The sequence below is a fragment of the Mesorhizobium opportunistum WSM2075 genome (assembly GCF_000176035.2).
Taxonomy (GTDB): domain Bacteria; phylum Pseudomonadota; class Alphaproteobacteria; order Rhizobiales; family Rhizobiaceae; genus Mesorhizobium; species Mesorhizobium opportunistum.
The window spans coordinates 19953-36067 of sequence record NC_015675.1 but is presented as its reverse complement, the minus strand read 5'-3'; the positions used below and the strand labels follow the sequence as shown (position 1 = coordinate 36067).

Annotated in this window: 15 protein-coding genes; 14 read left to right on the top strand and 1 reads right to left on the bottom strand. The window is 63.7% G+C overall.

The genetic code is table 11. The features are described 5' to 3' along the window. From olsA to trmB, 10 genes are all read left to right on the top strand, one after another. Entirely contained in the window at positions 1–801 is an 801-nt protein-coding gene (olsA, locus tag MESOP_RS00165) for a lyso-ornithine lipid O-acyltransferase (RefSeq protein WP_013891281.1), read from the top strand. 75 nt (positions 802–876) lie between these two features. After that, positions 877–2298 (top strand): tRNA (N6-isopentenyl adenosine(37)-C2)-methylthiotransferase MiaB, encoded by a 1422-nt coding sequence (gene miaB, locus MESOP_RS00160; protein ID WP_013891280.1) that lies wholly within the window; start codon positions 877–879, stop codon positions 2296–2298. 83 nt (positions 2299–2381) lie between these two features. Beyond that, on the top strand, positions 2382–3374 hold the full coding sequence (locus MESOP_RS00155; RefSeq protein WP_023766987.1) for a PhoH family protein: 993 nt from the start codon (positions 2382–2384) through the stop codon (positions 3372–3374). Positions 3375–3391: 17 nt separating this feature from the next. Beyond that, positions 3392–3892: an rRNA maturation RNase YbeY gene (gene ybeY, locus MESOP_RS00150; protein ID WP_013891278.1), complete on the top strand. Its 501-nt coding sequence runs from the start codon at positions 3392–3394 to the stop codon at positions 3890–3892. Between the two features lie 28 nt (positions 3893–3920). Then, positions 3921–5015 carry a hemolysin family protein gene (locus MESOP_RS00145; protein ID WP_013891277.1) on the top strand — a complete coding sequence of 365 codons (1095 nt, stop codon included), beginning with the start codon at positions 3921–3923 and terminating at the stop codon, positions 5013–5015. A gap of 16 nt (positions 5016–5031) precedes the next feature. Then, entirely contained in the window at positions 5032–5502 is a 471-nt protein-coding gene (locus tag MESOP_RS00140; protein WP_013891276.1) for a VOC family protein, read from the top strand. Positions 5503–5601: 99 nt separating this feature from the next. Next, the gene (gene lnt, locus MESOP_RS00135) at positions 5602–7194 is read left to right on the top strand and encodes an apolipoprotein N-acyltransferase (RefSeq protein WP_013891275.1); all 1593 of its coding nucleotides are present in this window, start codon (positions 5602–5604) and stop codon (positions 7192–7194) included. A gap of 138 nt (positions 7195–7332) precedes the next feature. Beyond that, positions 7333–7752, top strand: a complete 420-nt coding sequence (locus MESOP_RS00130; RefSeq protein WP_013891274.1) for a helix-turn-helix domain-containing protein — start codon at positions 7333–7335, stop codon at positions 7750–7752. Between the two features lie 169 nt (positions 7753–7921). Next, positions 7922–9187, top strand: a complete 1266-nt coding sequence (gene metK / locus MESOP_RS00125; RefSeq protein ID WP_013891273.1) for a methionine adenosyltransferase — start codon at positions 7922–7924, stop codon at positions 9185–9187. Between the two features lie 26 nt (positions 9188–9213). Beyond that, on the top strand, positions 9214–9915 hold the full coding sequence (gene trmB, locus MESOP_RS00120) for a tRNA (guanine(46)-N(7))-methyltransferase TrmB (protein ID WP_013891272.1): 702 nt from the start codon (positions 9214–9216) through the stop codon (positions 9913–9915). Positions 9916–9944: 29 nt separating this feature from the next. Here the strand turns inward: trmB and MESOP_RS35490 are convergent, their stop codons facing one another. Next, entirely contained in the window at positions 9945–10109 is a 165-nt protein-coding gene (locus MESOP_RS35490; RefSeq protein WP_013891271.1) for a hypothetical protein, read from the bottom strand. A 360-nt stretch (positions 10110–10469) separates the two neighbouring features. Between MESOP_RS35490 and rimP the strand changes: the two genes are divergently transcribed. The 4 genes from rimP to infB are packed head-to-tail and all read left to right on the top strand — an operon-like array spanning position 10470 to position 16030. Continuing rightward, a complete protein-coding gene (gene rimP / locus MESOP_RS00115; protein ID WP_013891270.1) occupies positions 10470–11117 on the top strand; it encodes a ribosome maturation factor RimP in 648 nt (215 codons plus the stop codon). A 49-nt stretch (positions 11118–11166) separates the two neighbouring features. Beyond that, on the top strand, positions 11167–12762 hold the full coding sequence (nusA, locus tag MESOP_RS00110) for a transcription termination factor NusA (protein ID WP_013891269.1): 1596 nt from the start codon (positions 11167–11169) through the stop codon (positions 12760–12762). Positions 12763–12800: 38 nt separating this feature from the next. Then, the gene (locus tag MESOP_RS00105; protein ID WP_013891268.1) at positions 12801–13451 is read left to right on the top strand and encodes an RNA-binding protein; all 651 of its coding nucleotides are present in this window, start codon (positions 12801–12803) and stop codon (positions 13449–13451) included. Further along, entirely contained in the window at positions 13448–16030 is a 2583-nt protein-coding gene (gene infB / locus MESOP_RS00100) for a translation initiation factor IF-2 (protein WP_013891267.1), read from the top strand. Before MESOP_RS00105 ends, infB begins: the two co-directional genes overlap by 4 nt. Positions 16031–16115: the final 85 nt, after the last annotated feature.

The following is a 16115-nucleotide window of genomic DNA, read 5'->3' as shown; positions in this document are numbered from 1 at the left end:
ATGATCAAGAAAATCAGGATTTTCCTGGCCCTGGGCCTCGTCGTCGCCGGTTCGCTGATCCTCGTGCCGTTGCAGATGCTGTCGATGAAAACCGGCTGGTGGCCGGAAACATTCATCCTCAAGATCTGGCATCGGCTGATCCTCAGGGCGCTCGGCATGCGCGTCCATGTCAAGGGGACGCTGTCCGACAAACGGCCCTTGCTGGTTGCTTCGAACCACATTTCCTGGACCGACATCATGGTTCTGGGTTCTTTTGCCGATGTAAAATTCATCGCCAGGGCCGATATGGAAGGCTGGCCGCTGATCGGCATGCTGTCGAAGCTGCAGCGCACCGTCTTCATCGAGCGCGAACGCAAGCGCTCCTCGGGCGACCAGGCGAGCGAGATCGCCAATCGCATGGCCAAGGGCGACGCCATGGTGTTGTTCGCCGAGGGCTCGACCGGTGACGGCAATGCCATCCTGCCCTTCAAGAGCACCCTGTTCGGCGCCGCCTCGATGGCGATTTCGGAGGGCGCGGCCGAGCAGGTCTTCATCCAGCCGGTGGCGATCGCCTATACCCGCCTGCACGGCGTGCCGCTCGGCCGCCGCCACCGGCCGATCTCGGCCTGGATCGGTGACGAGGACTTGATGCCGCATCTCAAGGTGCTGATGGCGGAAGGCGCACTCGATGTCGAAGTGCATTTCGGCGATCCGATCGCGTTTTCCAAGGGTTCGAACCGCAAGGAAACGGCGAAACTGATGGAAAGCCAGGTGCGCGATATGATGATGGCGGCACTCGCCGATCCGCGCCCGAGCCGCTAATTCCAGCCCCGCGTCTGCGGGCGCATGGCGAGAATCGTCTGTTTTTTGTCACGGAAAGGCGTTAGAAGCCGCCAGATGGACTTGAACACGATTGAAAGTGACGACATCGGCACGCTGGCTGGACATCCGGCGGTGCACGCCGTGGCAGCGAAAAAGGTCTTCATCAAGACCTATGGCTGCCAGATGAACGTCTATGATTCACAGCGCATGGCTGATGCGCTGGCCGCTGACGGCTATACCGCGACAGGTGCCATCGGCGAGGCCGATCTGGTGCTGCTCAACACCTGCCATATCAGGGAAAAAGCCGCCGAGAAGGTCTATTCCGAACTCGGCCGCATCCGCGACATGAAGGCGGAGCGCGCCAGCGTCGGCCGCGAGTTGCTGATCGGCGTTGCCGGCTGCGTGGCGCAGGCCGAAGGCGCCGAGATCATCCGCCGTTCGCCCGCCGTCGATCTGGTCATCGGGCCGCAGACCTATCATCGCCTGCCAGACGTGTTGGCGAGAGTGCGCGGCGGCGAGAAGATCGTCGAGACCGACTATGCCATCGAGGACAAGTTCGAGCATCTGCCGCAGCCGAAGCGCGCCGAGGTCATCAAGCGCGGCGTGACCGCCTTCCTCACCGTGCAGGAAGGCTGTGACAAGTTCTGCACCTTCTGCGTCGTGCCCTATACGAGAGGCTCCGAAGTCTCGCGGCCGGTGGCGCAGATCGTCGCCGAGGCCGAGCGCCTGGCCGAGGCCGGGGTGCGCGAGGTGACGCTGCTTGGCCAGAACGTCAATGCCTGGCACGGCCAGGGCGACACCAAGGGGGGCAGGACCGAGGAATGGGGCCTTGGCCGGCTGCTGCATCGGCTGGCCCAAATCCCGGGGCTGGCGCGGCTGCGCTACACCACCAGCCACCCGCGCGACATGGACGACGAACTGATCGCCGCCCACCGCGATCTGCCCTCGCTGATGCCTTATTTGCATCTGCCCGTGCAGTCCGGATCGGACCGCATCCTCAAGGCGATGAACCGCAGGCACACGGCGAGGGATTATCTGGCGCTGCTCGACCGCATCCGCGCTGCCCGGCCCGACATCGCGCTATCAGGCGATTTCATCGTCGGTTTCCCCGGCGAGACGGAAGCCGATTTCGAGGCGACCATGGAACTGGTGCGCCAGGTGAACTACGCCTCGGCCTTTTCGTTCAAATATTCGCCGCGTCCGGGCACGCCGGGCGCCGAGATGGCCGATCACGTGCCGGAGACGGTCAAGGACGAGCGCCTGCAGCGTCTGCAGGCGCTGCTCTTGAAACAGCAGCAGGATTTCGGTCTGAGCCTGATTGGCAGTACAATCGACACGCTGATCGAGAAGCCCGGCCGCCAGTCCGGCCAGAAGGTCGGCCGTTCGCCCTGGCTGCAGCCGGTTATTGTTGATGAAAAGGCCGGCGAAATCGGTGACATTATCCAGGTGCGAATCACGAAGACGGGCTACAACAGCCTGTTCGCCGAATTGGCCTGAGGGTCTCGGCAGATGAGGAGAGACGGTTGAGCGCAGCAGAGCTGAAGAACCTGCCCCCGGTACCGGCATCTGGGGCTTCTGATATGGCGCACATCGTTCTGACTTTCGACAACAACAAGCTTGCCAGCGCCCTTTACGGCCAGTTCGATGAAAACCTTGCCCGGCTCGAGCAAAAGCTCGGCGTCGACATACGCTCGCGCGGCAACCAGCTGACCATCAAGGGATCCGCTTCGGCCGCCGAGCAGGCACGCCGCGCCTTGGACAATCTCTACGGGATCCTCCAGAAGGGCGTCGATATCGGCCAGTCCGACGTCGACGGCGCCGTGCGCATGGCGGTCGCCGCCGACGATCAGCTCACGCTGCCGACGCTGGAGCGCAAGGGCAAGGTTTCCGCTGCCCAGATCGCCACCCGCAAGAAGACGATCTATGCCCGCTCGCTCAACCAGGACGCCTACATGCGGGCGCTGGAGCGGTCGGAACTGGTGTTCGGCATCGGTCCGGCCGGCACCGGCAAGACCTATCTGGCGGTGGCGCACGCAGCGATGCTGCTCGAACGCGGCATGGTTGAACGCATCATCCTGTCGCGGCCGGCCGTCGAGGCCGGCGAACGGCTGGGCTTCCTGCCGGGCGACATGAAGGAGAAGGTCGATCCCTATCTGCGGCCGCTCTATGACGCGCTCTACGACATGATGCCGGCCGACAAGGTCGAGCGTGCGATTGCCGCCGAAGTCATCGAAATCGCGCCGCTCGCCTTCATGCGCGGTCGCACGCTGGCGCATGCCGCCGTCATCCTCGACGAAGCGCAGAACACCACGCCTATGCAGATGAAGATGTTTCTCACCCGTCTCGGCGAGAACTCGCGCATGATCGTCACCGGCGATCCCACCCAGATCGACCTGCCACCGAGCACCAAATCGGGCCTGGTCGAGGCCTTGCGTGTGCTCGACGGCGTGGCCGGCGCTGTAACCGTGCGCTTCAACGATATCGACGTCGTTCGCCATCCGCTGGTGGCGGAAATCGTCAGGGCCTATGACCGCGACGCCAAGCTGGCGCGCGGCCTCGGTGCCGAGAATTGATCTGACGATGCGGCCTCATGCCTGAGGACAGCACATCCGTCGACGGGAGCCTTCCCGTCGAGATCGATATATCGATTGAAGCGGGCGACTGGCCCGCTGAGGCAAGCCTGGCGCGATTGGTCGATCGCGCTGTCGCGGTTGCTTTCGCCGAAACTGGTGCGGCAGGACAATCCGAACTCAGCATCGTTTTTTCCGACGACGCTCATATCCGAACCTTGAATGCAGACTGGCGCGGCAAGGACAAACCCACCAACGTCTTGTCTTTCCCGGCTTTTCCGCATGTAAAGGATGGTCCATTGCCGCCGATGCTGGGCGACATCGTGCTCGCCGCCGAAACGGTGGCGCGCGAGGCGGCACTGGAAGACAAGCCCTTGGAGAACCATATCACCCATCTCGTGATCCACGGCCTGCTGCACCTCATGGGCTACGACCACGAGACCGACACCGAGGCCGAGGCGATGGAAGCCGTCGAACGCGCAGCGCTTGCAAGGCTTGCCATTCCCGATCCCTACGCGTAACTACAAAAGACCAATTGACCGGACGAAGATGAACGACAAACCAGAGACTGCCGCCCGCCCCGACGCCGGCAGTGCGCCCAAGGCTTCCGATACGTCGGAAGAGGGATCAAGTCCGAGTACCGTTACTCCTGGTGCTACCAGCACCGGCAGCGTTGCCAGCGAAACTTCGCCTGCCGGCCCCTCCCTGTTCGAACGCGTGCTGGGCCTGTTCCGGCAACGCAACGGCACCAGCCTGCGCGAGGAAATCGCCGGCGCGCTGGCCGAGACGGCGAGTGATGCCGGCGCCTTCTCGCCTGGCGAACGCGCCATGCTCAACAACATCCTGCGCCTGCGCGAAGTGCGGGTCGAGGACGTCATGGTGCCGCGCGCCGACATCCAGGGGGTCGAGATCACGACGACGCTCGGCGACCTACTGGGCACCTTCGAACAATCTGGCCATTCCCGCATGCCGGTCTATTCCGAGACGCTCGATGATCCGCGCGGCATGGTCCATATCCGCGACGTTCTGGCCCACATCACCAAGCTCGCGCGCGTCAAGAAGGGCCGCACGACCAGGAAGACGCCCGTCGCCACGCAGCTCGATCTTGCCCAGGTCGACCTTTCGCGCACCATCGGCGAGCTCAACCTGATCCGCCAGGTTCTGTTTGTGCCGCCATCGATGCTTGCCTCCGACCTGATGGGCCGCATGCAGACGACGCGCACGCAGATGGCGCTGGTCATTGACGAATATGGCGGCACGGATGGCCTTGTCTCGCTCGAGGACATCGTCGAAATGGTCGTCGGCGACATCGAGGACGAGCATGACGACGACGAGCCGATGATCACCCAGGCCGGTGACGGCGTGTTCGTCGTCGACGGCAAGGCCGAGATCGACGAAGTCGCCAAGATGATCGGCGAGGGTTTCGCCGCCGGCGAACATGGCGAATATGTCGACACCATCGGCGGCATGATCTTCAACACGCTCGGCCGCGTGCCGGCGCGCGGCGAGGTGGTGCAGGCCATCCCCGGTTTCGAGTTCCATGTGCTCGATGCCGATCCGCGCCGCGTCAAGCGCGTGCGCATCGTGCAGAGCCAGAAGGGCGAGCGCCGCCGGCGCGCCACGGCGCGCACCGAGCAGGCGTGAGCGTTTCGCGCGCTCGATGACGATCGACGACCCGTTCAAGCATGCGAGCCTGGGTTCCGGTGTATTTTACAGGGATCCGCGTGCCGCGTTGGACTGGCTCGAAGCGGCTTTCGGCTTCGAGCGCAGCATGGTGGTCAGCGATGCCGAGGGCAAGCTCGTCCACGCCGAGATGCGGTTCGGCGATTGCACCATCATCGTCGATTCCGAATGGAGCGATTATGTCGCCAGCCCGGCTTCGGTCTCGGGCAAGAACACGCAGTCGGTCTATGTCAGGTTGAAGGACGGACTGGATGGCCATTGCGAGCAGGCGCGGGCGGCCGGTGCTGTAATAATCCAGGAGCCGGCGGACCAGTTCTACGGCGAACGCCAGTATCGGGCGCGCGATCCCGAAGGCCACGTCTGGACTTTCTCGCAGACCATCCGCGTCGTGTCCCGCGAGGAGGCCGAACGGCTTGGTGGCATGCGGATAGAGGGCTGGCACCGGTAGCCGCTTCGGTGGGAAACCATAGTCGACCGGCCAGCGTTTGGAGCGCGGACCGCGGCCTGTTAAATCTTCCTTCCTGATTCGCACGACTCGGAAGTATGCATGGTGCGCCTTGCCGGCCGGATAATTCTGCTTTGGGGTTGGCGGCGCGCGCTCGTGGCCTTTCTCGCAGGCGCCCTGGCGGTGCTTGGCCAGGCGCCATACGATTTCTTCGCCGCTTGCTTCATCTCGTTTCCGGTGCTGGTCTGGTTGCTCGACGGCGCGACCGGCGAAGCCTCCGGCAGCCTGTTTCGGCGCCTGCGGCCGGCTTTTGCCGTCGGCTGGTGGTTCGGCTTCGGCTATTTCCTCGCCGGTCTCTGGTGGATCGGTTCGGCGCTGCTGGTCGAGGCCGACAGCTTTGCCTGGGCGCTTCCGTTCGCGGTGATCGGCATTCCCTTCGCGCTCGCCTTTTTCTATGGCTTTGCAACAGTGATCGCCCGGCTCTTGTGGAGCAGCGATATCGGCCGCATCGCGGCACTCGCCTTCGGCTTCGCGCTGGCCGAGTGGCTGCGCGGCTTCCTGTTCACAGGTTTTCCCTGGAATGCGATCGGCTACGCGGCGATGCCCGTGCCCCTTCTGATGCAGAGCGTCTCGGTGACCGGCATGGTCGGCATGAACGCGCTCGCCGTGTTCCTCTTCGCGCTGCCGGCGCTGCTGGCGGCGCGCCGGCACCTGCGCCTTGGCGCGGCGCTGTTTGTCGTGCTCGCCGCCGCCCATGTCGGCTTCGGCTATGTCAGGCTCGCCGCTCCCGAAAAACCGGCGGAGCGCAGTTTGAATGTCCGCATCGTTCAGCCGGCCGTGGACCTGTCGGAGAAGTGGGACGCCTCGGTGCGCGATCGCATCTTCGCCACCTTGCTGGGCCTGTCCGCCAAGGCGCCGGACCCCAGTCACGACAGGCCGCAGCTGATCTTGTGGCCGGAAACCTCGGTGCCGTTCCTTTTCACCGAGCGCCCTGACGCGTTGACGGCGCTGGGCGACATGCTGGGCGACGGCCAGATGCTGATCGCCGGCGTCGTTCGCGAGGAAGGCGGCTCGGCCGCCGGTGCCGACAGCCGCTACTATAATTCGGTGGTGGCGATCGACGACAAGGGCGAAATCGCCGATGCCGTCGACAAGGTCCATCTGGTGCCGTTTGGCGAATACCTGCCATTCGCCGATCTGCTCAGCCGTTTCGGCATCGAACAGCTCGTCGCCGGGCCGATGACGTTCACGGCCGGCAACGAGCGCCACGCCATCACGCTGCCGGGCGGCCTTCGTGCCCTGCCATTTATCTGCTACGAGGTGATCTTTCCCGACCTGGTGGCAGTTGACGCTACGTCAGCACAGCTTATTGTGAACGTTACCAATGATGCCTGGTTCGGCGACACGCCGGGGCCGTATCAGCATTTCAGGCAGGCTCAGATTCGCGCTGTGGAGAACGGGTTGCCCTTGTTGCGTGCCGCCAACAATGGCATCTCGGCCGTTGTCGACCCACGTGGACGCATCGTCGATGCGCTGGCGATCGACGCGCGCGGGGCCATTGATGTGAAGGTGCCTATTGCCGAACAGGCAGTCGTTTCCGAGGGGCAGCGACGCATTAACGGAATGCTGATCATGTTGCTGTTTGCGCTGGGCGGGGCACTGTTGAACGTAAGGCAAAGGCTACGGGTGAATTGACAGTTGGCACATTAGAAACTCATACTGTACCGCCTGAAATTTCTCGAAGCCGGTGGATCATACTGTTGGGGCAGTCGCCTCCGGCTTTGTTTGGGCGAGAAAAAAATCACAAAGCCGAAAAAATTCGGCGAGGAAAAAATGACAGAAGAAAACAAGAAAAAGCCGAATCCCATAGACATCCACGTTGGAAGCCGCATCCGGCTTCGCCGCAATATGCTCGGAATGAGCCAGGAAAAGCTGGGCGAGAATCTCGGCATCACATTTCAACAAATCCAGAAGTATGAAAAGGGCACCAACCGCGTCGGCGCCAGCCGCCTGCAGGCGATTGCTTCCATACTCGGCGTGCCCGTCGCCTTCTTTTTCGAGGATGCGCCAGGCCAGGAATCCTCGGCCAACCGCGGCTTTGCCGAGGATGCGTCGATGGCTTTCGCCGTCGAATTCTGCGGCAGTCCAGAAGGACTCCAGCTCAACCGTGCCTTTGTCAAAATCGCCGACGTCAAGGTGCGCCGAAGGATCATCGACCTTGTGAAGTCGCTCGCCGCCGACGATCTCGACTGATCCGTAATGCGCTTCGAACCGGCGGCACCGCGCCGCCGGTGGCATAAAATATCGGCTCCGACATTCATGCCAGGACGGCGGCGACGCTTGACGAGCAGCGCTTTGCCCCGCTAACACGTGGCGCGCCAAAATCGGCAGCCTGCCGATCGTTTTTCAAGAGGGGACACCCGTGACGCGGCAGAACTACTTCTTTACCTCGGAATCCGTTGCCGAGGGCCATCCCGACAAAGTCTGTGACCGGATTTCCGACGAGATTGTCGATCTGGTCTACCGTGAGGCCAAGAAGACCGGCATGGACCCGTGGAAAGTCCGCGTCGCCTGCGAGACCTTGGCGACCACCAACCGCGTCGTCATCGCCGGCGAGGTGCGCGTTCCAGAGACGCTGCTGAAGAAGGACAAGGCCGGCAACGTCCTCATGGACGCGGCGGGCCACCCTGTCGTGAATCCGGCGAAGTTCAAATCTGTCGCCCGCAAGGCTATCCGCGAGATCGGCTACGAACAGGCCGGTTTCCACTGGAAGACGGCGAAGATCGAAGTCCTACTGCATGGCCAGTCGCCTGACATCGGCCAGGGCGTCGACAACGCCGCCGATCGCCAGGGCGAAGAAGGTGCCGGCGACCAGGGCATCATGTTCGGCTATGCTTGCCGCGAAACGCCGGACCTGATGCCGGCGCCGATCTACTACAGCCACAAGATCCTCGAACTTCTGGCCGCCGCCCGTCACCAGAATAATGGCGAGGCCGGTAAGCTCGGGCCGGACGCCAAGAGCCAGGTCACCGTCCGCTACGTGGACGGCAAGGCCGCCGAGGCTACGCAGATCGTGCTGTCGACCCAGCATCTGGATTCAAGCTGGGATTCCAAGAAGGTCCGCAAGGTCGTCGAACCCTACATCCGCGAGGCGCTCGGCGACCTCAAGATCGCCGACGACTGCATGTGGTACATCAACCCGACCGGCAAGTTCGTCATTGGCGGACCGGACGGCGATGCCGGGCTGACCGGCCGCAAGATCATTGTCGATACCTATGGCGGTGCGGCACCGCACGGCGGTGGCGCCTTCTCCGGCAAGGACACCACCAAGGTCGACCGTTCGGCGGCCTACGCGGCGCGCTATCTGGCCAAGAATGTCGTGGCGGCCAAGCTTGCCGACCGCTGCACCATCCAGCTTTCCTACGCCATCGGCGTCGCCCAGCCCTTGTCGGTCTATGTCGACCTGCACGGCACCGGCAAGGTCGACGAGGCAAAGCTCGAGGATGCGCTGCGCACCGTGATGGACCTGTCGCCATCCGGCATCCGCCGTCATCTCGATCTCAACAAGCCGATCTATGCCAAAACGTCGTCCTATGGCCATTTTGGCCGCAAGGCTGGCCGTGACGGGTCCTTCTCCTGGGAGAAGACCGATCTGGCCAAGGCGCTCAAGGATGCTGTCGCGGCCTGAGCGCCCGACAGATCCTGCGGCACCAGATGAGCCCCGACGACAGGCCAAGCCGTGCGACCGAAGCCTTCTTCGGCCGTCGGCGTGGCAAGCCGGTCCGCCCGCAGCAGGCGGCTGCCCTGGAAAGCGGTCTCGGCACCTACCGACTCGATCTGACGGCTGAAGCGCCGTCGGAGCTGCGCACCCTGTTCGAAGCCGACGTCTCGGCCGTTCGCCTTGAGATCGGCTTTGGCGGCGGCGAACATCTTCTGCACCGCGCCATCGAGGCGCCGACAACCGGATTTGTCGGCGTCGAGCCCTTCGTCAACGGCATGGCCAAGATGATGATGGCAGTTAGGCAGCGGCCGCTGGCCAATCTGCGTGTCTTCGATGACGATGCCACCCGGCTGCTCGATTGGCTGCCGCCGGCATCGCTCGACGGCATCGATCTTCTCTATCCGGATCCCTGGCCGAAGAAGAAGCACTGGAAACGGCGCTTCGTCAGTGCGGTCAATCTCGACCGCTTCGCGCGCGTCCTGAAGCCAGGCTCAAAGTTCCGCTTCGCGTCCGACATCGACACTTATGTGAATTGGACCTTGCTGCATTGCCGGGCGCATGGCGCCTTCGCATGGCAAGCAGCGGATGCCGGCGACTGGAACAGCCCCTATGCGGGCTGGCCGGGTACGCGTTACGAGGCGAAGGCCATTCGCGAGGGCCGGCGGCCGGCCTATCTGACCTTTGTCAGGACATAGGCGCCCTCACGGCGCCTCTCGTCAGATTTTCAAAAACGGCCGATCCTGTTGAAGATAGCCGGGTCCATGTCCACCTTGCGCAGGTCGTCGGCACGCGGCTTGCGGCCGGCTTCCACGGCGCGCGAGGCGGCGACCGCGCCGCCGAATGCGGTGAAGAGGTCGCCCAAGGCGGAAAGTAGTCTGCGGTTGCCCATGATTTTGTCCTTTCGCGCGCCACAGCGCCGCGTCCATTCGTGTCGTGGCTAATAAATAAGGACACCCTGCCGCCTTTCGCAGGGGGGTTGCCGCATGGGCGCCATGCGCCTGGAGCAATGCTGACGCCGTCAGGGCTTTTGCCGGCCTTGCACGGCGGGTTGTCACGGCGGGCTTGAAACACAGGCGGTGTTCGTTTATATCAGCCTCAAATTCTTGGTCGGTATGACGAAGAGTGGGTCCACCCGGTCCCGCTCTTTTTTATTACCTGCCGGGTGAATCGGACCGAAAAGTGCGAAGCGGTTTTCGGATGGTTCCGATGCGCAAACTAAAGAACTTGCGAAACGAACGACAGGCAATTGATGACTGCAATGACAAGCGAAGGTGACGACCGCATCATCCGCGAAAGCGGTATCGATGCGCGCATCGCGCTGATCATCCAGCCGGTGCTGCGCGGCATCGGCTTTCGCCTCGTGCGCGTGCATCTGTCCGGCCAGAACGGGCTGACGCTGCAGATCATGGCCGAGCGCGAGGACGGCACCATGACCGTCGAGGATTGCGAAGAGGTCAGCCGCGCGGTGTCGCCGGCGCTCGATGTCGACGATCCGATCGAGAAGGCGTACCATCTCGAAGTCTCTTCGCCCGGCATCGATCGGCCGCTGGTGCGCAAATCGGATTTCGTGACCTGGACCGGCCATTTGGTGAAGATGGAAACATCGGTCGTCGTCGCCGATCGCAAGCGTTTCAAGGGCAAGATCGCCGAGGCTGGTGAGAACGATGTGCTCATCGAGCGCGACAAGGCGGCCTATGGCGAGGAGCCGACGGTGCGCGTACCCTACGACGCCATTTCCGAGACCCGGTTGATCCTGACCGACGACCTCATCCGCGATGCGTTGTCGAAGGACAACAGGGCGCGCAAGGAAGCCAAGAAACGCCGCGGCGAGCCGGACGACGACGTGCCCGAGGGTACGGAAGCCGACGCCACGGAAGAACACGAACAGGAAAGTTGATTGAGCTGCCGGGCGTAAAAGCCCGGCTGACAGGCTCGGGAGAAAAAACATGGTTGTAAGCGCCAACAGACTTGAACTGCTGCAGATTGCCGACGCCGTCGCGCGTGAAAAGTCGATCGACAAGTCGATCGTCATCGCCGCCATGGCCGATGCGATCCAGAAGGCGGCGCGCTCGCGTTACGGCCAGGAGACCAACATCCGCGCCGACATCAATCCCAACACCGGTGAGATGAAGCTGCAGCGGCTGATGGAAGTGGTCGAGAAAGTCGATGACTACGCCACCCAGATCGCCATTTCCTCGGCGCGCGAGCGCAATCCCGATGCCCAGCTTGGCGACTTCATCGCCGAACAGCTGCCGCCGATGGATTTCGGCCGCATCGCGGCCCAGTCGGCCAAGCAGGTCATCGTGCAGAAGGTGCGCGAGGCCGAGCGCGACCGCCAGTATGACGAATACAAGGACCGCATCGGCGAGATCGTCAACGGTACCGTCAAGCGCGTCGAGTATGGCAACGTCATCGTCGATCTCGGCCGTGGCGAGGCGATCATCCGCCGCGACGAGCTGATCCCGCGCGAAAACTACAAATATGGCGACCGCGTCCGCGCCTATGTCTACGACGTGCGTCGCGAGCAGCGCGGCCCGCAGATCTTCCTGTCGCGCACCCATCCGCAGTTCATGGCCAAGCTCTTCACCATGGAAGTGCCGGAAATCTACGACGGCATCATCGAGATCAAGTCGGTCGCCCGCGACCCGGGCTCGCGCGCCAAGATCGCCGTCATCTCGCGTGACAGCTCGATCGATCCGGTCGGCGCCTGCGTCGGTATGCGCGGCAGCCGCGTCCAGGCCGTCGTCGGCGAACTGCAGGGCGAGAAGATCGACATCATTCCGTGGTCGCCCTCGGCCGCCTCCTTCATCGTCAACGCGCTGCAGCCGGCCGAAGTCGCCAAGGTCGTGCTCGACGAGGACGCGGAGCGCATCGAGGTGGTGGTTCCCGACGATCAGCTGTCGCTGGCCATCGGCCGCCGCGGCCAGAACGTGCGTCTCGCCTCGCAGCTCACCGGCTGGGATATCGACATCCTGACCGAGGCCGAGGAGTCCGAACGCCGCCAGAAGGAATTCGTCGAGCGCTCGGCGCTGTTCATGGAAGCTCTCGACGTCGACGAGATGGTCGGCCAGGTGTTGGCCTCGGAAGGCTTCACCAGCGTCGAGGAAGTCGCCTATGTCGATGCCGGCGAAATCGCCTCGATCGACGGCTTCGATGAGGACACCGCGTCGGAAATCCAGACCCGTGCCCGCGAATATCTCGAGAAGATCGAGGCCGAGCATGACGACAAGCGCAAGGCGCTGGGCGTCTCGGACGAGCTGCGTGAAATCCCCGGCATCACCACCGCCATGATGGTGACGCTCGGCGAGGACGGCGTGAAGACGATCGAGGATTTCGCCGGCTATGCCGCCGACGACCTGACAGGCTGGAAGGAACGCAAGGACGGCGAGACCAAGGTGTATCCCGGCGTTCTGGCCAATCATGGCGTTTCGCGCGCCGATGCCGAGCAGATGGTGCTGAATGCCCGTCTCAAGGCCGGCTGGATCACCGAAGACGAGCTTGCAGCCGAAGAAGCACCGGCTGACGAAGCCGTTGGTGCGTGAGGTGAAACCGCATCGCACACAACCCGCCCTTGGACGAGATGAACGATCGCACCTGCATCGTCACCCGCAAGCAGGCCGAACCGGATGAATTGATCCGGTTCGTCGTCGGCCCGGATTCGGCCGTCGTTCCGGATCTCAAGAGAAATCTGCCCGGCCGTGGTTGCTGGGTGAGCGCTGACCGCCTACATATCGAGAAGGCGGCGGCAAAGAACCTCTTTGCCCGCGCCTTTAAGGCACAGGTGGTCGTGCCGCCCGATCTGGGCGGCATGGTCGACGGGCTGCTTTCCAGATCCGCTCTGGGTATGCTGGGCCTCGCCCGCAAAGCAGGCGCGATTTCTCTTGGTGCCACCAAGGTCGAGAGCGCAGTGCGCGGTGGACTGGCACTTTTCGTGCTCCACGCGACCGAGGCGTCCGACGACGGCGTACGCAAGATCAGCCAGGCGCGGCGGGCGACCGTCCATATCGGCGGCCCCTCCATCCTTGCCTACAAACTTTTCTCCGAGGCCGAGTTGAGCTTGGCATTGGGGGGTACAAATGTGATACATGCTGCCGTCCTCGCGGGAGACGCGGGTAAGGCGGTCCAGAAGCGCATGGTTGCGCTTGACCGATATCGGGGCGGTACCCCGGACGATCTGGCAATGCTTGCGGCCGTTGCTGACGAAGATGATGCTGCAGAGGATATGGAATGAGCGATACGAAATCGGGCGACGACAAGACGTTGAGCGTTACGCCGAAGAAGACCTTGACGTTGAAGCGCCCCGGCATGGAACAGGGCACCGTGCGCCAGAACTTCTCGCATGGCCGTACCAAGTCGGTCGTGGTCGAGACCAAGAAGCGCAAGTTCTCGCTGCCCGGTGACAAGCCGGAGCCGGTTGCTGCTGCCCCTGCGCCCGTCTTCACGCCGAAGCCCGCGGCGGTCGTGGCCGCCCCACCCGTGGTGCAGGAAGCGCCCAAGGCGCCTCCGCCCCCGCCGCCTCCGGTCGAGCGCAGCGGCATGGTGCTGAACGAACTGTCGCGCTCCGAAATGGAAGCGCGTCGCAGGGCGCTTGAAGGCTCCAAGGTCCGCGAGGTCGAGGACCGTCAGCGCGCCGCCGAGGAAGCCAAGCGCCGCGCCGAGGACGAAGAGCGCCGCAAGCGTGAGCGTGAGGAATCCGCGCGCCGTCAGGCCGAGGAAGAGGCACGCCTGCAGACGGAAGCCGAATCCCGCCGTCGTGCCGAGGAAGAGGCGCGCCGCCGCGCGCCGCTGGCAGCCGAGTTGGCGACCGCCGACGAGGAGGAAGAGGTCAAGCCGAAGCGGACAGGTGCCGGTGCGCCGGTGCGCCGCCCGGTCACGCCCGAAGTGGCGCGGCCGGCCAAGCCGACCAAGGGCGAGGAAGACCGCCGCCGTGGCAAGCTGACGCTGAACTCCGCGCTTACCGACGAGGATGCGCGGGCCCGTTCGCTGTCGTCGATGCGCCGCCGCCAGGAAAAGTTCAAGCGCGCGATGCACAATGAGCCGCGCGAGAAAGTCATGCGCGAAGTGATCCTGCCCGAGACCATCACCATTCAGGAACTGGCGCAGCGCATGTCCGAACGTGCGGTCGATGTGGTCAAGTTCTTCATGAAGCAGGGCCAGATCCTGAAGCCCGGCGACGTCATCGACGCCGACACGGCCGAACTGGTCGCCACCGAATTCGGCCACACGGTCCGCCGCGTCGCCGAGTCCGACATCGAGGAAGGCCTGTTCAACATCGCCGACAATGCCGAGGACCTAGTGTCGCGTCCGCCGGTCGTGACCATCATGGGCCACGTCGATCACGGCAAGACCTCGCTGCTCGATGCCATCCGCAATGCCAATGTCGTCTCCGGCGAGGCCGGCGGCATCACCCAGCATATCGGCGCCTATCAGGTCGAGAAGAATGGTCAGAAGATCACCTTCATCGACACGCCCGGCCACGCCGCCTTCACGGCAATGCGCGCTCGCGGCGCCCAGGCCACCGACATCGCCATCCTGGTGGTGGCGGCCGACGACAGCGTGATGCCGCAGACGATCGAATCGATCAGCCATGCCAAGGCGGCCGGCGTTCCGATCATCGTGGCGATCAACAAGATCGACAAGCATGACGCCGATCCGCAGAAGGTTCGCTCCGAACTGCTGCGCCATGAGGTCTTCGTCGAATCCATGGGCGGTGAAGTGCTGGACGTCGAAGTGTCGGCGACCAAGGGCACCAATCTCGACAAGCTGCTCGAGGCGATCCTGCTGCAGGCCGAAATCCTCGACCTGAAGGCCAATCCGGACCGCACCGCCGAGGGCGTGGTCATCGAGGCGCAGCTCGACAAGGGCCGTGGTCCCGTCGCCACCGTTCTGGTGCAGACCGGCACCTTGATGCCGGGCGACATCCTCGTCGCCGGCAACGAATGGGGCCGGGTGCGCGCGCTGGTCAACGATCGCGGCGAGCAGATCAAGGAAGCGCCGCCGGCAATGCCGGTCGAGGTGCTCGGCCTTCAGGGCACGCCGCAGGCCGGCGACCGCTTCGCCGTGGTCAACAACGAGGCCCGCGCCCGCGAGATCACCGAGTATCGCCAGCGTCTGGCCCGCGAGAAGGCGGTCGCCAGGCATGCCGGCCAGCGCGGCTCGCTCGAACAGATGATGTCGCAGTTGCAGACAAGCGGGCTGAAGGAATTCCCGCTGGTCATCAAGGGCGACGTGCAGGGTTCGATCGAGGCGATCAACGCGGCATTGGACAAGCTCGGCACCGACGAGGTGCGTGCGCGCATCGTCCACGCCGGCGCCGGCGCCATCACCGAAAGCGACGTCTCGCTGGCGGAAACGTCGGGTGCGGCGATCATCGGCTTCAACGTCCGCGCCAATGTGCAGGCACGTGCCGCCGCCGCGGCCGCTGGCATCGAGATCCGCTACTACTCGATCATCTACAACCTCGTGGATGACGTGAAGGCGGCTCTGTCGGGTCTGCTGTCGCCGGAGCGCCGCGAAACCTTCATCGGCAATGCCGAGATCCTCGAGATCTTCGACATCACCAAGGTCGGCAAGATCGCCGGCTGCCGTGTCACCGAAGGCAAGGTCGAGCGCGGTGCGGGCGTGCGCCTGATCCGCGACAACGTCGTCATCCACGAAGGCACGCTGAAGACCCTCAAGCGCTTCAAGGACGAGGTTTCGGAAGTCCCAGGCGGCCAGGAATGCGGCATGGCCTTCCAGAACTACGAGGACATGCGGGTCGGCGATGTCATCGAGTGCTTCCGCGTCGAGATGGTGACCCGGACGCTCTGAGTTCGAGTGGCTTGTTAATATCGGGCGGTGGTCGAAAGGCCGCCGCCCTCAAGCCTGTTGAGATTGCCTGTTGAGAATGACTGTT